Consider the following 17,265-nt stretch of genomic DNA (forward strand, 5'->3'; position numbering starts at 1 on the left):
AATAATGGTTTTTTATTTTAATTTTGCAGCAGGTTTACCTAACGTTCATTATGCCAGCAAATTTTTCATCAGATTCATCCATTTTAGAGCAATTAAGTGCTTACGGGCACAAAAAGTTGGTTTTCTGTAATGATCCCGACTCTGGTTTAAAAGCAATTATAGCCATTCATGATACCACTTTGGGTCCCGCTTTGGGCGGAACACGCATGTGGAGTTATGTTACTGAAGCTGAAGCTTTGGAAGATGCTCTACGTTTATCACGCGGCATGACTTATAAATCGGCAATTACAGGCTTAAATTTGGGTGGCGGAAAAGGTGTTATCATCGGCGACTCTAGAAAAGACAAAACAGAAAGTTTAATGCGTAGCTATGGTAGGTTTATTAAAAACCTAAATGGTGAGTTTATAACTGCTGAAGAAATGGGCACTAACACACGTGATATGGAATATATCCGTATGGAAACCAATCACGTTACAGGCGTACCAGAATCTATTGGTGGCGCTGGAAACCCTGCTCCTTTTACCGCTCAAGGTGTTTATTTAGGGATTAAAGCAAGTGTTAAAGAAGTTTTTGGCACGGATATGCTTGCAGGCAGAACAGTTGTAGTACAAGGAATTGGGAATGTGGGCGAACATTTGGTTGCTTTACTTAGAAAGGAAAATGCTGAAGTTTTAATCAGCGATATTAACCAGGAGCAATTAACCTATGTAGCTCGTAAATACAAGGCAAAACCAATAGAAGCAGATCGAATTTTTGGTATAGATGCGGATGTTTATGCCCCTTGCGCAATGGGTGCGACGGTTAACAATAAAACTATCGAGCGTATGAATTTTGCAATTATTGCAGGATCAGCTAATAATCAATTAAAAGATGAAGTTTTAGATAGCGAGTTACTACTGAAAAAAGGCATATTATTTGCGCCAGATTATCTTATAAACGCAGGCGGATTGATTTCTTGTTATTCTGAGTTAACGGGCTTTGGAAAAAAACGTACCGTTCAGCTTACTGAAAATATTTACGATGCTACCAGAAATGTAATTAAACTAAGTAAAGCTGAAAAAATACCGACTAACATTGCAGCAAATCGTATTGCTGAAAAACGCATTGCAGATATTAAAAAAATTAAATCAACATATTAAATATTTATTAATCGGTTTAACAAACCACACTCGTTCTTACATTCATGTTAAATAGAAGGCACTTAAGAATTAAAGCTTTGCAAAATATTTTTGCTTGGCAAATGGCAGACAAAAAAGACATTAAAGGTGATTTAAAAACTTTAATGCAGAGTATCGATAGTGTGTACGAAATGTACATCTGGATGCTTTCGTTAATGGTGGAAGTTACCGAGTTTACAGCCAACGATGCTGCAGAGCGTGCAAATAAGCACCTAAAAACTGCAGAGGATATGAATCCAAACATGAAATTGTTGCATAACAAGTTTAGTGTTTTAATGCAGCAAAACCCCGAATACATTTCGGCGGTTAAAAAATACAAGGTAGATTGGGGATTCGATCCAGAAATCCGCAAAACAGTTTACAACTCTTTAAAAGCATCTAAAGAATATGCTGAATATCTTGCAGATACAAACGAAAGTTTAGAATCATCAAAAGATATTATCAAATACATTTTCAGAAAAATTATCCTTAAAAACCAGGCTATTATTCAGGTTTTCGAAGAGAAGTTTATAAACTGGCAGGTTGATCATGAAGTGATGAAAGGCATGGTTGCAAAAACGCTTAAAAACTTTACCTCTGATGATCCATTTAAAAATAAGCTAACTGAAATTAGCGCAGATTGGATTGAAGACAGCAAGTTTGTTCAAGATTTATTCCTTCATACTTTACAAAATGATGTAAAATATCAGGAAATGATTGCCGAACGGACAAAAAACTGGGAATCGGAACGTATTGCCTTAATGGATACTATTTTAATGAAAATGGCGATCTGCGAATTGCTTAATTTCCCTTCAATCCCTGTAAAAGTTACTATTAATGAGTACCTGGAGTTATCAAAAGATTACAGTACACCGAAAAGTAATTCATTTATAAACGGTATTTTAGACAAAATTTTAGGCGATCTTAAGAAAACAAATACCATTAAAAAGCTTGGTCGCGGATTAATTGAAGAATAAAATGAAAAAAATATTCATCCTTGCTATTACTACTCTATCTTTTGCAGCTTGCCGTAATGCAAACAACAGCACTGCAGAAATTTCAACTGCTGCAGTAGAAAATTCAACTTCGGCAATAGCACCTGCAGATGCGGCTGTTATTACCTTTGAACGTGATATTTTCGATTTCGAAAAAATTGAAGAAGGCGCAAGTGTAGAACACGAATTTAAGTTTAAAAATACGGGTAAAAGTCCTTTAATTATTTCGAATGCAACGGCAACTTGTGGCTGTACAATCCCAGAAACACCTAAAGAGCCTATATTACCAGGTAAAGAAGGCGTAATTAAAGTAATTTTTAACAGCTTAGGTAAAGCTGGTATGCAAGATAAGGTGGTGACTATAACATCAAATGCAAACCCAAATATAAATACAGTGCACTTGGTTGGCGAAGTGTTAGCTAAAAAATAAAAAAATTAAACAACACAAATAAATTAAGAAATGACATCAACAGTAATTTTACAAGCAGCAGGTGGTGGTATGTTAGGTACAATTGTACCAATGGTACTAATCATGGTAGTTTTCTACTTTTTCATGATTCGCCCGCAAGTTAAAAAGGCAAAAGATCATAAAAAATTAGTAGCTGAATTAGGTAAAGGCGACAAGGTAATTACAACTGCAGGTATGCACGGTAAAATTATCGACATGAACGATACTACATTTGTAATTGAATCTGAATTTGGAGCTAAATTTCGTTTCGACAAATCAGCTGTTTCTTTAGATGCTACAAAGGCAGCAATTGCTCCAGCAAAAGCTTAAAAAAAACAAATAATATAAAGAGCAGTCCCGAAAACTTTCGGGACTGTTTTTGTTTTATTACATTTGGGATGTAGCGTTTTGCATTGGTTTTCCTTTTCAAAACCATTTTTATATTTATTATGCCCTTTATTAGATTAACAAAAATAGAGAGAAGACGTGTACTGAGCTTGTTAGCCTGCCTATTGTTGGCAATAGCAGCATGGCTTTTTATGGCGCTAAATAATAAATATGTTTATACGGCAAAAACAGTTCTTATTTATAAGAATTTTCCTCAAAATCGTGCTTTTCATCCTTTGCAATCTGACACTGTCGACTTACAAGTTGAAGGAACAGGCTGGCAATTACTTTTTGCCAGGTTAAGGATTAGCCCTCAATCTATTTCTGTAAATTTAAACCAATTGAGCAATAGAGATTTTATTGTTTTTTCAGACCAGCTTTATAACGTTAATAAACAACTCGAAAGTGCGCAAAAGGTAATTTCAGTTAAACCAGATACATTGTATTTCGATTTTACAAAAAGAACAGTAAAAAAAGTGCAGATAAGATTGGTTAAAAAGATAGAATTTGTAAAACAGTATGGAGTTTCCAGTGAAATAAAACTGAATCCAAAATATGTTACTGTTACTGGGCCACTTGAAGAACTTGATCGAATTAAAGAGTGGTTAACAGACACCTTAAAATTGAGCAAAGTACAGAATAGTGCTACAGCTCGAGTAACGATGCAGCATAGTACACACAAAAATGTGAGCATTTTCCCATCAAGCGTAGAAGTTAAGTTACCTGTTGATGAATTTACTGAAAAAACTGTTTCAGTGCCCCTCAAAATTAAGAACAATAAAAATTACAATAGTATAAAATTGTACCCTAAAAAAGTAAATGTTACTTTTTTAGTTGCTTTAAATTATTACAATCAGGTTGATGAAAATTTCATTACTGCAACGGTTGATGCAGAAGATTGGCTGAATTTACACCACAGTCAATTAACAGTTACACTTACCGAATTTCCAGATTACTGCAAACTAGTAAAAATTGTTCCTTCTAAAGTAGATTTCGTAGTAGAAAAATAATGTATAAAGTTGGTATAACAGGTGGTATTGGCAGCGGTAAAACTACCGTTTGTAAAGTTTTCGAAGTTTTAGGCATCCCAGTATTTTATGCAGATACTGTTGCTAAAGAAATCATGGTTAAGGATAACATACTTATCAGGGGAATAAAATCAACCTTTGGTGAGAAAAGCTACTTTGCAGATGGAAAATTGAACAATAAACATATCGCATCAATTGTATTTAATAACGAAACTGAATTAACAAAACTGAATGCTTTGGTTCATCCTGCAGTATTTAGAGCTTTTGATACCTGGGAAGAAAGCATTTCAAACGAGGTTCCCTACACCTTAAAAGAAGCTGCATTACTTTTTGAAAGTGGATCTTATAAAATGTGTGATACGACCATTTTAGTAACCGCCTCTATCGACCTAAAATTGAAAAGAGTAATGCAACGTGATGGTGTTACAGCTGAACAGGTAAAAGCCCGAATGGATAAGCAACTGAGCGATGAAGAGAAAGCTAAGATGGCAAATTATTTTATCACCAACGATGAAGAGTATTCAATTATCGAGCAAGTGTTAGTTTTACACAAAAAGTTTTTAGAAGTTGCTTCAAATAAGAAGTAATTCTCGAAATAATCGTCTAACTAATTATGCTTAATCGTCTAAAATCCTGCCTTATCTTTAAATCCTACAAATCTTGCCCATGATTTTAGAAAACTTTATTACCATAACTCCAACGGGATTATACTGTGTTTATGGCGATTTTTACCTCGATCCACAGCAGCCTGTTAAAGAAGCTGTGGTTTCTCATGCTCACGGCGACCACGCAATTGGTGGAAGCCAGAATGTATATTGCACGGCAGCCACTGAAACTTTCATGAAGCATCGCTATCGTAAATTTGCAGCTGTTGATTTTCATATAAAAGCTTACCACCAGTCATTTAAGATAAAAGATGTAACGATTACTTTCTATTCTGCTGGACATATTCTGGGTTCTGCACAAGTTTTAATGGAATACAATGGTATAAAATATCTTTATACTGGTGATTATAAAATTGAGCCAGACTCGACCTGCGAACCTTTTGAATTTGTTGAGGCTGATGTTTTAATTACAGAAAGTACCTTTGCTAATCCCGATACCAAGCACCCATCGCCGATTGAAGAAATAGAAAAACTAAATGAAACCAATGCAAATATTATGCTTGGTGCTTATGCGTTGGGTAAAAGTCAGCGGATTATTCAGTTGCTAAATGAGCATTGCCCTACTAAAAATATTATGGTTCACCATAGTATTATGCCCTTTGTGAAAATTTACGAAGATTATGGTATGAAATTGGGAGCGTATAAAATGTACGATAGAAAGGTGATGAAAAATAACCTGGAGCATCAAGTTTACATAGTGCCACCAATGGTTTTTCACAGCTATCACAAAGCGATAAATGTTGTCAGGGCTTTTGCTTCTGGCTGGAAAAACTTGCAGCAGCAAAACGGTATTTCCCTTTACATTTCCGATCATGCTGATTGGGCAGCAATTTTAGAAACCATAGAAAAGGTAAAACCTAAACAAGTTTGGACATTACACGGCGACGGAAGGCAACTTAAAGATTATTTTAAAGATAAACTAGAAGTTAAAATCCTGAATTAAGGAGTCGTACTTTCACCATAAATCGTTGTAAATAACAATATATCAATTCAGCAATCAAAAATTCACTCATTTAAGATGAAAGAGGGCGAAGATTTCTATTTTAATGAAGATGGTTTCATGGTTTTTACCGAAGCGTATCATTTAAAGCGTGGTTACTGCTGCAAAAATAAGTGCAAGCATTGTCCTTGGGGCTATGGAAAAAAGAAGGATAAAAAGTAATTCGATTTAGATTACGGCTTTTAAACAAAAAAAACTAGTGTCCTGCAAAGAAACCAATTAAAGCAACCCCAATCCCCAATAAAACGGCAACCATTTTACGCGTATTAATTTTATGGTCGGCGCTCGATTCGAATAAAATTGTAGTGGAAATATGCAAGAAAATACCAATTACAATACCCATTATTTTATTGAAATAGGCTTCTACCCCACCAATTGTTCCATTACTTAAGCCAAAGCTTACATAAAAGCCAAGTGGCGCCATAACAGCAAATAAAACCAGATACATCAAAATACTCTGCTTTTTAAAATGATTTTGCATTAAAATGCTAGCCAAGGCAAAAGCTGCTGGAATGTGATGTAAAGCAATGCCGAAAATTAACTCATTGTGTTGATCTTTAGCCAAAGGCATCCCTTCTAAAAAGGCATGTAAACATAAACTTATCATTATGCCAAATGGAAAAACATGACCATCGTGATGTTTGTGGATGTGACCGTGTTCCACGCCTTCAGAAAATTGCTCTAAAAATACCTGCAGTAAGAAACCAATCAGAATAAAAATACCAATTTCACTTTTATCTGGTCCGCTAAAGGCATCGGGTATTAAATGTAAAACAGTTATAGCGAAAAGATAAGCACCACTAAAAGATAAAATAAGTTTCAGCAGCTTAGATTTATCGCTTTTAACCAAAAAAATAGATGCTCCACCTAAAAAAGCACAAAGAAATAGCACACAAATTTTCCAGATTTCCATAGCTTAAAAATCAGGTTGTAGTTTTTTAAAAATTCTGGAACAGAAAAAACCGATTAACGTTCCAAGTAATGCACCAGTAATTACATCGACGGGGTAATGTACACCAACGTAAACTTGCGCAAAGCTGATAATAGCAGCCCAAAATATACCTATTGGCAAAATTGGTTTCCAACGACTATAAAACAGGCAAATTAAAAATACTGCGATTGCGAAATGATTTGTTGCGTGTGCCGATGGAAAACTTAAACCACTTCCGCACGGCACACGATGAATAATGTTGTTTGCAAGGCTAAAATCATTACACGGACGAACTCTCGAAACTAATGGCTTCACAACTCTGGAGGCAATTAAATCGCCCAAAGCAAAAGTAAAAAGCACCATTGCAATTATGTAATAACCTTGCTTTTTATATTGTTTTATGCAAAATATTATGATAAAAAGATAAAGTGGCGACCAGAAAAATCGGTTACGCATTAACGGCATCAGCCAATCGAAAAAGCCGTTCGAAAGTCCGCGATGGATTTTCAGAAACAATTCTACATCAAATTGCTGAATGCTTTCTATCATGCTTTTTTACAAATTAAAATTAACCTGTCAGATGTAGATTCGTCGAAATCATCTAAAGCATAACTTCCAAAAGTTTTTTCGATCACCATACCTGCTTTAGTTAGCATCCGTTCAAAATCCGTAAAACTGAAAGCCTGAACCCGTTCTTCGAAATTATAAATTTTGCCTTCATCTTCGAAATGTATTTTCTTAATGATTTTTCCTTCTACAACATTTTTGGTAATGTTGAAGTTAATACCATCAAGTGATTTTGTTTCGCAGGAGTTTAAATTTCTGACTATTTTTTCGGTGTTGAAGTAATCTAACACTAAGATCCCATTAGCTTTTAAACACTTTCTAAATGTTTTTAAAGCGTTAACGTGGTCTTTCTCGGTATCGAAATAGCCAAAACTAGTAAACAGATTTAATGCAATATCGAAATAGTTGATATAGAACAACCTACGCATATCGTGTACCAAAAAATGCAGTTTGTTATTTTCGAATTGCTTGGCGTATTTTATGCTCTGCTCGGATAAATCGATTCCAGTTACATCAAAACCTTTTTTGTTGAGGTATATAGAATGTCGGCCTTTTCCGCAAGCAATGTCGAGCATTTTTGCTTCTGGCTGTGGTTTTAGAAAATCTGTTAATTTGTCGATAAAAAACTCGGCTTCGGCATCGTTTCTTTGTTGATAAAGAATGTGATAATATGGCGAATTAAACCAATACTGAAACCATTTGCGTTGCATAGAAAGCCGTTTGTATAATAAAAAGATGCAAATATAAGATTTTAGCTTAGCATGAGAAGAGAGCGATATACTTTTATGCAACAATATTGCAATATTAAAGTGCAATTAGAAAGGCACCGTAAATAAATGCATTAAAATTGCTTGCTAAACCCGACCGAAGTGAGAAAGCCCGCAATCCCGATTTTTCATCGGGAGCGGACTTGAAACGTGGGCGGGACTGCAGAAACCGAAAGGCGTTGAAATTGCTTTTCTAAGCTATTTTATAACAAACGATTGATTAAATATTTCTACTAAATACATGGTATAAATAGATATAAGGACAATGTAAATTAAGTTCGCAAATTGCTTAGAATTGCCTTCTATCTTGTTTTTTTTCTTATTTTTGAAATCTATATAATATAAAATAAGTGACTTTAATAAAATCGATTTCAGGAATAAGAGGAACTATTGGCGGACAGGCAGGAAACGGCCTAACACCGATAGACATAGTAAAATTTACAGCTGCTTTTGGAAGCTGGGTAGTTCAAAAAACGGGTAATAAAAGAATTGTTTTAGGCCGAGATGCTCGTATTTCGGGCGAAATGGTTAATAATTTAGTTATTGGCACCTTGCAAGGTTTGGGTATTGAGGTTATTGATTTAGGATTATCGACTACCCCAACTGTAGAAGTAGCCGTACCAGATGAAAATGCTGGTGGTGGTATTATTTTAACTGCAAGCCATAACCCAAAACAATGGAATGCTTTAAAATTACTAAATGCTGATGGCGAATTTATTAGCGATTTAGATGGTAAAGAAGTTTTAGATTTAGCAGAAAGTGCTGCTTTCGAATTTGCCGAGGTAGATAAATTGGGTAAGGTTATTAAAAACGATACCTACCTGCAAAAGCATATTGATAAAGTTTTAGCATTGCCATTAGTTGATGTTGAAGCCATTAAAAATGCTGATTTTAAAGTTGTAATTGACTGTGTAAATTCGACTGGTGGCATTTTTATTCCAGCGCTTTTAAAAGCATTGGGGGTTACTAAAGTTACCGAATTATATTGCACACCAGATGGTCATTTCCCTCATAATCCAGAACCGCTTCCTGAGAATTTAACTGAAATCTCTAAAGAAGTTCAAAAACAAAATGCCGACTTAGGTATTGTTGTAGATCCAGATGTTGACCGTTTATGTTTCGTAAACGAAGATGGCAGCATGTTTGGCGAAGAGTATACTTTGGTTGCAGTTGCTGATTACGTATTGAAAAATACGCCAGGTAATACGGTTTCAAATCTTTCCTCTACCCGTGCTTTACGCGATGTTACTGAAAAAGCTGGTTCGGAATATAATGCTTCGGCAGTTGGCGAAGTAAATGTGGTAAATAAAATGAAAGAAACCAATGCAATTATTGGTGGCGAGGGCAATGGCGGTATTATTTATCCTGAATCGCATTATGGCAGAGATGCTTTAGTTGGAATTGCTTTGTTTTTAACACATTTAGCTAAGTTTGGCAAATCTATTTCGGTATTAAGAAGCAGTTATCCTCAATATTATATCTCGAAAAATAAGATAACGTTAACGCCAGAAATGGATATCGATAAATTATTGAAACAGGTTGAGGAAAAATACAAAAACCAACCCTACAGTACAATTGATGGTTTGAAAATCGAATTTGACAAAACCTGGGTGCATTTACGCCGTTCGAACACCGAGCCTATTATTCGTATTTACAGTGAGGCTGAAAATGAAACGATTGCAGAGAATCTGGCCAATAAAATCATCGCTGATATAAAAGAAATACTGCACCTTTAATTAAGGGAAGCAAAAAGATTTAATGAACGAAATCACCTTGATTGGTGTAATCAATATAATATGAAAAAGGTTTATTTAGATAATGCGGCTACCACGCCATTGGATAAGGAAGTAATTGCAGAAATGACTAACGTGATGGAGAATTATTTCGGAAACCCATCTGCTATTCATGCGCTTGGTCGTGAGGTACGAACGTTGGTAGAGAAAGCTCGTAAAACGGTTTCAGGTCTGCTAAATGCATCTCCATCTGAAGTATTTTTTACTTCTGGCGGTACTGAGGCAGATAATACAGCTATCCGTTGCGGTATTGCAGCTTATGGTATTAAGCATGCTATTACATCTAAAATCGAACATCACGCAGTTGAGCATACTTTAAATACAATGCTTAAGAACGGCGAAATTGATAAACTTAGCTTTGTTAATATTGATGAAAAAGGCAATGTTGATTACGCACATTTAGAAGAACTTTTGCAAAATAACGAACGTACTTTTGTATCCTTAATGCATGCAAATAACGAATTAGGAACGCTTACCGATATGATTAAGGTTGGCGATATTTGCGAAAAATATAATGCAATTTATCATGCAGATACTGTTCAAACAATGGGACATTATCGACATAATGTTCGCGAATTGAAAGCGCATTTTATTGTTTGTGCGGCACACAAACTGCATGGCCCTAAAGGTGTTGGTTTTTTATATGTTAACAGTAACGTTAAAATACCGCCAATGATTTACGGCGGTGCACAAGAACGTAATATGCGTGGAGGTACAGAAAATGTTTATGGCATTGTTGGCTTAGCAAAAGCCTTGGAAATTGCTTACGCCGAAATGGAAGAACACCAGACGTATATTCAAGGCTTAAAAGATTATTTAAAAGCACAATTAATTGCTGAAATTCCAGGTATTGCTTTTAACGGAGAAACGGATGCAGATAAAAGCCTTTATACAGTGTTAAATGTATCTTTTCCTGAAATGGATATGGCAGATATGTTATTATTTAATTTGGATATTAACGGAATTTGTGCTTCTGGCGGCAGTGCTTGTTCATCAGGCTCTAACATTGGTTCGCATGTGTTAAATGGCATTAATGCTGATCCAAATCGCCCATCAGTTCGTTTTTCTTTTAGTAAATATACAACTAAAGAAGAACTAGATTACGTTATCGATAAAGTTAAAATGGTGGTTAAACAAAATGCGTTAGCCTAAAAAATATCATTAACCAAATAGGAAGAGTCTCGATGAAAATCGGGACTTTTTTTTATTTAAATTCGACAAAGAAAACACATCATTATGAAAAAAATTATTTTCTCGTTATTTATAATCTTGTTCACAATTGGGTTGTCTGCTCAGGAAAAAGTAGATCAAAAACTACAGCAAAAATTAAACGATTTGGTGAAAGGTTTTAATGGTGATGTAGGCATTTATGTAAAAAATTTAAAAACTGGTAAAATAGCTTCAGTTAATGCCGATACTATTTTTCCGACCGCAAGTATGATTAAAGTACCGATAACTTGTGGTGTATTTAATAAAATTGAGAAGGGAGAATTAGATTATCATGCATCTTTAACGTATTGCGATAGTTTATTATATGCTGGCGAAGATATTTTAGGTTCTTTTAAAGACAGTGAAAAAATCGCTCTGAGCAAAGTGTTAATGCTTATGATTACAACAAGTGATAATACGGCAAGCTTATGGTCGCAACTTTTAGCAGGAACTGGTACAGCAATTAACGAAGTTATGGCTAACAATGGCCTAAAAGATACCCGAGTAAACTCCCGTACACCTGGAAGAAGAGAAAATCAAAAACAATTTGGCTGGGGACAAACCACTCCAAAAGAAATGGCTACTTTGTTAACTTTAATTCGAGATGGAAAAATGATTAGTCCAGCAGCTTCAGAAAGAATTTACAGAAACTTAATTCGTATTTATTGGGATACTGAAGCACTTTCTCAAATTCCGCCAACAGTACAAGTTGCTTCAAAATCGGGTGCTGTAGATGCGGCTCGCTCCGAAGTTTTATTAGTAAATGCGCCACATGGTGATTACGTTTTTTGTATTACCACAAAAAATCAAAAAGATATTTCTTGGAACTACACCAACGAAGGCTGGACTATGATTAGAAATCTAAGTAATCTTTTGTGGAATTATTATGAGCCAAATTTTGGATGGAAACAACCAGAAGGCATGCAAAAATATTTCAAGTAATTATTTTACAGCCATACCTGCTGCAAACAGCATTACAAACAGAAAATAGCAAACCATAATTACAATGGTAAATATCCCCCAGAATTTGAATAACGATTTCATATTCATCATTGCATCGTTCATACTTTCCTGATCGCCATATAATACGCCTTGTTTTCCTTTGTTCGAAAATCTAAAAAGCAGTAAGCTCGGGTAGAAATACATTAAAGCCAAAATTAAATAGAATATAGTAATTGCAATACCACCAGCCCCAGCCAATGGTCCTAATTGAGCCAACATAGAAGGATTAGCGCTAATTGCAGCACCGATCCCAAAAGAACCAATGATTAAAAATGCAGACAGGATAAATCCAACAATAGATAAGAATCTTGCCCATTTTGCTATTTCATAAATATAGCTTCTCATTTCTTCGGTAACAATTAATTTTACTTCGGCAGGCACTTGTTGTTCTAAATCTTCCATGATGATAATCTGTAATTTTCGCTAAACTAGATAAAATATCTATCTGCAACAAATTACAGCCTTTAAATAAAGGTTTAAAAGCTTATCTTTGCGGCCTGAAAAGGTGAATTCGTAAATCGTAAAATCAAGATAATATAAATGGCATTACAATGTGGTATTGTCGGATTACCAAATGTGGGTAAATCGACTCTTTTTAACTGTTTATCAAATGCAAAAGCACAAGCTGCAAACTTTCCTTTTTGTACTATTGAGCCAAACGTTGGCGTAATTACTGTACCTGATGAAAGATTGACTAAACTTGCCGAATTGGTTAAACCTAATAAAGTACAACCAAATACAATTGAGATTGTAGATATTGCTGGTTTGGTTAAAGGTGCGTCGAAAGGCGAAGGCTTGGGTAATCAATTCTTAGGAAATATTCGCGCTACAAATGCAATTATACATGTTTTACGCTGTTTTGATGATGGAAACGTAATTCATGTTGATGGATCTGTTGATCCAATTCGTGATAGAGAAATTATCGATACAGAATTACAGCTTAAAGATTTGGATACAGTTGATAAACGTATTCAAAAGGTAGAAAAAATGGCTAAAACTGGTGGCGATAAAGATGCTAAACGTACTTATGAAATTTTAACTTTTGTTAAAACTCATTTAGAAAGTGGAAAATCTATCCGTACAGCTTCTTTAGCTCAGGAAGATTTCGATTTTATCGAAGATTTAGGTTTGCTTACCCAAAAGCCAGTAATGTACGTTTGTAATGTTGATGAGGCTTCGGTTATTAATGGAAACAAATACGTTGACTTAGTTAAAGCGAATGTTGCAGATGAAAATGCCGAAGTATTGGTTATTTCTGCTAAAATTGAATCGGAAATTGCTGAATTAGAAAGTTATGAAGAACGTCAGGAGTTTTTAGCTGATTTAGGCTTAACCGAATCTGGTGTAAACAAATTGATTCGTGCAGCTTATAAATTATTAAACCTTTACACCTACTTTACTGCTGGTGTGCAAGAAGTTAGAGCCTGGACGATTACAAAAGGTTTTACAGCTCCACAAGCTGCTGGTGTAATCCATACCGATTTTGAAAAAGGTTTTATCCGTGCTGAGGTAATTAAATATGCAGATTTCGTAGCTTTAGGTTCGGAAAATGCTTGTAAAGATGCTGGAAAACTGGGTGTTGAAGGCAAAACCTACGTTGTTGAAGATGGCGATATTATGCACTTCAGATTTAACGTTTAAGATTTAAAAAAATTAGTGATCCAAAATATAAAAGCAACCCGAAAAGGTTGCTTTTTTTTTGATTCATTCTTACCACTTCATTATCACGAGGTAAGCAACAACGGTGGCATTTAAGATTGCAATTATATCAAGCCGTAAAGTTTGTGGAAAAAATATACGATATTAAATATCACCACGAAAATACAGAATACATTGATTTTTTTTAATTCGTTAATCCAATATAAACTCAAATTCTTCAGTTTTAATTAATAAAACCTGAAGATTATGCCTCTTTTCATTAAAGAATTAAAGCCTTTAAAACCGTGTATTATTCATATTAATTAAAAAAATTAAAATAATTTTGATTATATGTAGTTAACTACGTAGTTTTGTTTTAAATAAAATTTTTAACAAAATGGAAATACAAATCGATTCTATATCTAATGAAAGTTCTAAAGCAATTATTGATATTATTTTACCAATACAGCAAAAAGAGTTTAATGTTCAGATAACTCTTGAAGACCAGCCAGATCTTTTAGATATAGAAAATTTTTATCATTTAAAAGGTGGTGGTTTTTGGGGTGCTAAAATTAATGGCGAGCTTGTTGGCACAATTGCTTTAATTAAGTTTGATAACGATTCTGCCGCAATTAGAAAGATGTTTGTAAAAAAAGAATTCAGAGGAAAAGAACTGGGAATTGCTCAGAAATTACTCGAAAAGCTTATAGATTACAGCAATAAAAGCAATATAAAAAATCTTTATTTAGGCACGGTAACCGTTTTACAAGCTGCACTTAGATTTTACGAAAAAAATGGGTTTATCCATATTGCAAAAGAAAATTTACCTTCCAAATTTCCTTTTATGAATGCTGATAATGTATTTTGCGAATTAACTTTAAAAAAATGAATGTAATTGACGAGTCGGGCATACTTGCCCTATCAACAAGACTACAAAGGCTTAGCGAACAACTTAGAAAAGATGGTGCACAGCTTTATAAAACGTTTGACATTGATTTTGAGCCGAAATGGTTTCCTATAATTTATACTTTACACCATAAAGAAGTATTGAGTGTAGTCGAAATTTCTTCAGAAATAGGCTACACGCATCCATCTACAATCAGCTTATTAAAAGAACTAGAAAAACAAAAGCTCATAAAATCAAAAAAAGATAAAAATGATGAACGTAAAAGGCTTATTTCACTTACCGATAAAGGGACCGATCTCATTATTAAAATGAAACCAGTATGGGCTATAATGATTAAAATACTTAGCGAAATAGCCAATAATGAAAATAATTTATTGATGGCGATTAACGAAGCTGAGGAAAAATTAAAACTCCAGGGATTTTTACAAAGAGCGTTAGAACTTAAAATTATGGAAAACCAAAGTTAAACTTCCAGTCCGTAAGCAGCCAATTGTGCCTTACTGTCTTCGTAAGTAGTATGGTAAATCCCTTTTAAACCTAAACCCTCTGCAACCTGTACAAAAAGCATTCTGTCATCAATATATAAACTCGTTTCAACATCGCTTTGAGAAATATCTATAGCAACCTTAAAGATATCTGCATCGGGTTTCCGAAAATGAACAAAACTCGAAGACACGAAGAAATCAACAAATTCATTTAATTTAAAAGTATTAATTCGGTATTGATTTAACTCTCTTCCTTCGTTACTAATTACTGCAACTTTAAGATTATATTTCTTTTTTAAATCGCAAATCAATTGAATCATTTCAGGATATGGCAATGATTTTTTAAACATAAACGTTTTAAAATCATCGTAAGTAAACGAGCGTTCTTCGAAAAACACAATCCTTTCCAAGTATTCATCGAGCGTTAATTTGCCAACTTCATAGGTATCGAAAGTTAAGTGATGCCTTTCTTCCAGATCCACAGAATCTAAATTAAAAAGAACCGCAGCCTCACCCCTAGCTTTTCTATCCCATCCGTTAGTTAATAAAACACCACCAATATCCGTAAAAAGAGTTGTAATTTTTTTCATAATTTTTAACTTAAAGTAACACGCCTTTTAAAAACAAAACAGCAAAACTGAAATATATTATCAAACCAGTAACATCAACCAGTGTGGCAACAAAAGGAGCCGAAGATGTTGCAGGGTCTGCACCAAGCTTTTTAAGCAAAATAGGTAACATAGAGCCACTTAACGAGCCCCAAAGCACCACAAAAACTAACGAAACACTAATGGTAAATGCAATTAATAACCAATGTTCGCCGTACGTATTTGGCCAAGCAACATGCCAAAGAAAAATACGAAGAAAACCAATTAAACCCAGGCAAAAGCCTAAAAGAAAACCCGACGTAAGTTCTCTGTTCATAACCCGCCACCAATCTTTAATCGTTACCTCGCCCAAAGCCATTGCCTGAATAATTAATGTTGATGCCTGCGAACCACTGTTACCTCCGCAAGAAATAATTAATGGAATAAACAATGCAAGTACTGTTGCTTTATGAATTTGGCCTTCGAAAAAACCCATTGCTGTAGCGGTAAGCATTTCGCCAAGCATTAAAATAGCCAACCAACCAACGCGTTTTCTTACCAAATTAAAAATAGATGTGTCGAGATAAGGTTCATCTAATGCCTCGGTACCACCTATTTTATGCATATCTTCGGTATATTCTTCGTTCGCAATCCAAAGAATATCATCAACCGTTACAATTCCTAAAAGGATATTATTTTCATCAACTACGGGTAAAGCTACGCGATTATTCATCCTGAAAATACTAATTGCATCTTCTTGCGGGTCGTTGGCTTTTAAAGAGATAATACGTTTATCTGTTAACTCACCAATAATTGCTTCGGGGTCAGCTAATAATACTTCTCTAATTCGAATATCATCCAGCAAAGTACCATCTTTATCAATCACATAAACCACATCAATGGTTTCTGAGTTCTTACCGTAACGCCTAATATGCGCTAAAACCCTTGTAACCGACCATTCTGGCTTCACCGCAATATAGTCGGGCGTCATTAAACGACCAATACTATCTTCTTTATAACCTAACAGTGCGAGCGATTCTTTACGTTCTTCGGGAGGCAAAAGGGTAATCATTTTCTTTACCACATCGCCCTTTAACTCACTAAATAATGCTGTACGATCATCAGGAGGCAAATCTTTTATAATTTGATTTAGCTTATTGCCCGAAAGTTTTTTAATTATACGTTCTTGAGTAGGAAAATCAAGAATACGAAAAACATTTACCGCACGGTTTAAGGATATGGTTTCGATAAATTTAGCTGCACATTGTGGAAGTTCATCAATCAGTTCTTCAACATCAGAGATATTCAGTTCATCAAGATAACGCTTTAATGCTTTATCATCTTCTTTTTCAAGCAATTCCCGAACCTCTTCTACAACCAATTCTTCCATAAACGACTAAATAATTTTGTTACATGCCTAAACCTCTATTAACGGTTCGCAAAGGTGCGTTTTTATTTTTAAAAAAGCCAATTTTGGTATTAACAGGGCATTAATTTTTAGTAAAGCAAATGCAATAATACTTCGGTTGCTGCAGTCCATCTTTCCGCTAAATCTTTTTCACAAAAAGTTCAAAAGGATATCGCTTCAATATGGTTTATTTAACCCAATTAAATTTTTCATGGCAAAAAGGCACCTTTTCCAATTAAAGCAAATAGCTAAATCCGCTAAAGATTTTCGTTGGCACAAAACTATCTCGAT

Annotated in this window: 20 protein-coding genes; 14 read left to right on the forward strand and 6 right to left on the reverse strand. The window is 34.6% G+C overall.

What is annotated here, in order from left to right:
* The first annotated feature begins 50 nt into the window (after positions 1 to 50).
* The 8 genes from ABD692_RS02005 (at position 51) to ABD692_RS02040 (ending at position 5,842) form a co-directional block, all read left to right on the forward strand.
* Positions 51 to 1,139 (forward strand): Glu/Leu/Phe/Val family dehydrogenase, encoded by a 1,089-nt coding sequence (locus ABD692_RS02005; RefSeq protein ID WP_344764500.1) that lies wholly within the window; start codon positions 51 to 53, stop codon positions 1,137 to 1,139.
* A gap of 44 nt (positions 1,140 to 1,183) precedes the next feature.
* Positions 1,184 to 2,134 (forward strand): transcription antitermination factor NusB, encoded by a 951-nt coding sequence (gene nusB, locus ABD692_RS02010; RefSeq protein WP_316757994.1) that lies wholly within the window; start codon positions 1,184 to 1,186, stop codon positions 2,132 to 2,134.
* 1 nt (position 2,135) lies between these two features.
* A complete protein-coding gene (locus tag ABD692_RS02015; RefSeq protein WP_344764502.1) occupies positions 2,136 to 2,582 on the forward strand; it encodes a DUF1573 domain-containing protein in 447 nt (148 codons plus the stop codon).
* Between the two features lie 30 nt (positions 2,583 to 2,612).
* Positions 2,613 to 2,930 carry a preprotein translocase subunit YajC gene (yajC, locus tag ABD692_RS02020; protein ID WP_316757992.1) on the forward strand — a complete coding sequence of 106 codons (318 nt, stop codon included), beginning with the start codon at positions 2,613 to 2,615 and terminating at the stop codon, positions 2,928 to 2,930.
* Between the two features lie 119 nt (positions 2,931 to 3,049).
* Entirely contained in the window at positions 3,050 to 3,997 is a 948-nt protein-coding gene (locus ABD692_RS02025) for a YbbR-like domain-containing protein (protein ID WP_316757991.1), read from the forward strand.
* Entirely contained in the window at positions 3,997 to 4,602 is a 606-nt protein-coding gene (coaE, locus tag ABD692_RS02030) for a dephospho-CoA kinase (RefSeq protein WP_344764504.1), read from the forward strand. Before ABD692_RS02025 ends, coaE begins: the two co-directional genes overlap by 1 nt.
* Positions 4,603 to 4,681: 79 nt before the next feature.
* Complete coding sequence (locus tag ABD692_RS02035; RefSeq protein WP_316757987.1) at positions 4,682 to 5,623, forward strand: MBL fold metallo-hydrolase; 942 nt, start codon at positions 4,682 to 4,684, stop codon at positions 5,621 to 5,623.
* A 75-nt stretch (positions 5,624 to 5,698) separates the two neighbouring features.
* Positions 5,699 to 5,842, forward strand: coding sequence for a C1orf53 family protein (locus ABD692_RS02040; RefSeq protein WP_344764507.1), 144 nt, complete (start codon positions 5,699 to 5,701; stop codon positions 5,840 to 5,842).
* A 34-nt stretch (positions 5,843 to 5,876) separates the two neighbouring features.
* On the opposite strand, the gene ABD692_RS02045 is transcribed toward ABD692_RS02040, so the two are convergent.
* Genes ABD692_RS02045 through ABD692_RS02055 form a run of 3 tightly spaced genes read right to left on the reverse strand, consistent with a single transcriptional unit; the run spans position 5,877 to position 7,888 of the window.
* On the reverse strand, positions 5,877 to 6,593 hold the full coding sequence (locus ABD692_RS02045; protein WP_316757985.1) for a ZIP family metal transporter: 717 nt from the start codon (positions 6,591 to 6,593) through the stop codon (positions 5,877 to 5,879).
* Between the two features lie 3 nt (positions 6,594 to 6,596).
* Entirely contained in the window at positions 6,597 to 7,160 is a 564-nt protein-coding gene (locus tag ABD692_RS02050; RefSeq protein ID WP_344764510.1) for a phosphatase PAP2 family protein, read from the reverse strand.
* Positions 7,157 to 7,888: a class I SAM-dependent methyltransferase gene (locus tag ABD692_RS02055; RefSeq protein WP_344764511.1), complete on the reverse strand. Its 732-nt coding sequence runs from the start codon at positions 7,886 to 7,888 to the stop codon at positions 7,157 to 7,159. The genes ABD692_RS02050 and ABD692_RS02055 overlap by 4 nt, the downstream gene beginning before the upstream one ends.
* 407 nt (positions 7,889 to 8,295) lie before the next feature.
* Here ABD692_RS02055 and glmM point away from each other — a divergent pair, with 407 nt between their 5' ends.
* From glmM to ABD692_RS02070, 3 genes are all read left to right on the forward strand, one after another.
* Positions 8,296 to 9,681 (forward strand): phosphoglucosamine mutase, encoded by a 1,386-nt coding sequence (gene glmM, locus ABD692_RS02060; protein ID WP_344764512.1) that lies wholly within the window; start codon positions 8,296 to 8,298, stop codon positions 9,679 to 9,681.
* Between the two features lie 60 nt (positions 9,682 to 9,741).
* A complete protein-coding gene (locus ABD692_RS02065; protein ID WP_344764514.1) occupies positions 9,742 to 10,890 on the forward strand; it encodes a cysteine desulfurase family protein in 1,149 nt (382 codons plus the stop codon).
* Between the two features lie 84 nt (positions 10,891 to 10,974).
* Positions 10,975 to 11,889 (forward strand): serine hydrolase, encoded by a 915-nt coding sequence (locus ABD692_RS02070; protein ID WP_344764516.1) that lies wholly within the window; start codon positions 10,975 to 10,977, stop codon positions 11,887 to 11,889.
* Here the strand turns inward: ABD692_RS02070 and ABD692_RS02075 are convergent, their stop codons facing one another.
* Complete coding sequence (locus ABD692_RS02075; RefSeq protein WP_344764518.1) at positions 11,890 to 12,351, reverse strand: DUF5362 family protein; 462 nt, start codon at positions 12,349 to 12,351, stop codon at positions 11,890 to 11,892.
* A 138-nt stretch (positions 12,352 to 12,489) separates the two neighbouring features.
* On the opposite strand from ABD692_RS02075, the gene ychF reads away from it, so the two are divergent.
* The 3 genes from ychF (at position 12,490) to ABD692_RS02090 (ending at position 14,961) form a co-directional block, all read left to right on the forward strand.
* Positions 12,490 to 13,590 carry a redox-regulated ATPase YchF gene (ychF, locus tag ABD692_RS02080; RefSeq protein WP_344764519.1) on the forward strand — a complete coding sequence of 367 codons (1,101 nt, stop codon included), beginning with the start codon at positions 12,490 to 12,492 and terminating at the stop codon, positions 13,588 to 13,590.
* A gap of 394 nt (positions 13,591 to 13,984) precedes the next feature.
* Positions 13,985 to 14,476, forward strand: a complete 492-nt coding sequence (locus tag ABD692_RS02085; protein ID WP_344764521.1) for a GNAT family N-acetyltransferase — start codon at positions 13,985 to 13,987, stop codon at positions 14,474 to 14,476.
* A complete protein-coding gene (locus ABD692_RS02090; RefSeq protein WP_344764522.1) occupies positions 14,473 to 14,961 on the forward strand; it encodes a MarR family winged helix-turn-helix transcriptional regulator in 489 nt (162 codons plus the stop codon). Before ABD692_RS02085 ends, ABD692_RS02090 begins: the two co-directional genes overlap by 4 nt.
* Here ABD692_RS02090 and ABD692_RS02095 read toward each other — a convergent pair.
* Complete coding sequence (locus tag ABD692_RS02095) at positions 14,958 to 15,569, reverse strand: HAD hydrolase-like protein (protein ID WP_344764523.1); 612 nt, start codon at positions 15,567 to 15,569, stop codon at positions 14,958 to 14,960. The two genes, ABD692_RS02090 and ABD692_RS02095, sit on opposite strands and share 4 nt — an antisense overlap.
* Before the next feature lie 10 nt (positions 15,570 to 15,579).
* A complete protein-coding gene (mgtE, locus tag ABD692_RS02100; RefSeq protein WP_316757963.1) occupies positions 15,580 to 16,956 on the reverse strand; it encodes a magnesium transporter in 1,377 nt (458 codons plus the stop codon).
* Positions 16,957 to 17,265: the final 309 nt, after the last annotated feature.

Origin of the sequence: Pedobacter ginsengiterrae, assembly GCF_039537385.1 — a bacterium.
Taxonomy (GTDB): domain Bacteria; phylum Bacteroidota; class Bacteroidia; order Sphingobacteriales; family Sphingobacteriaceae; genus Pedobacter; species Pedobacter ginsengiterrae.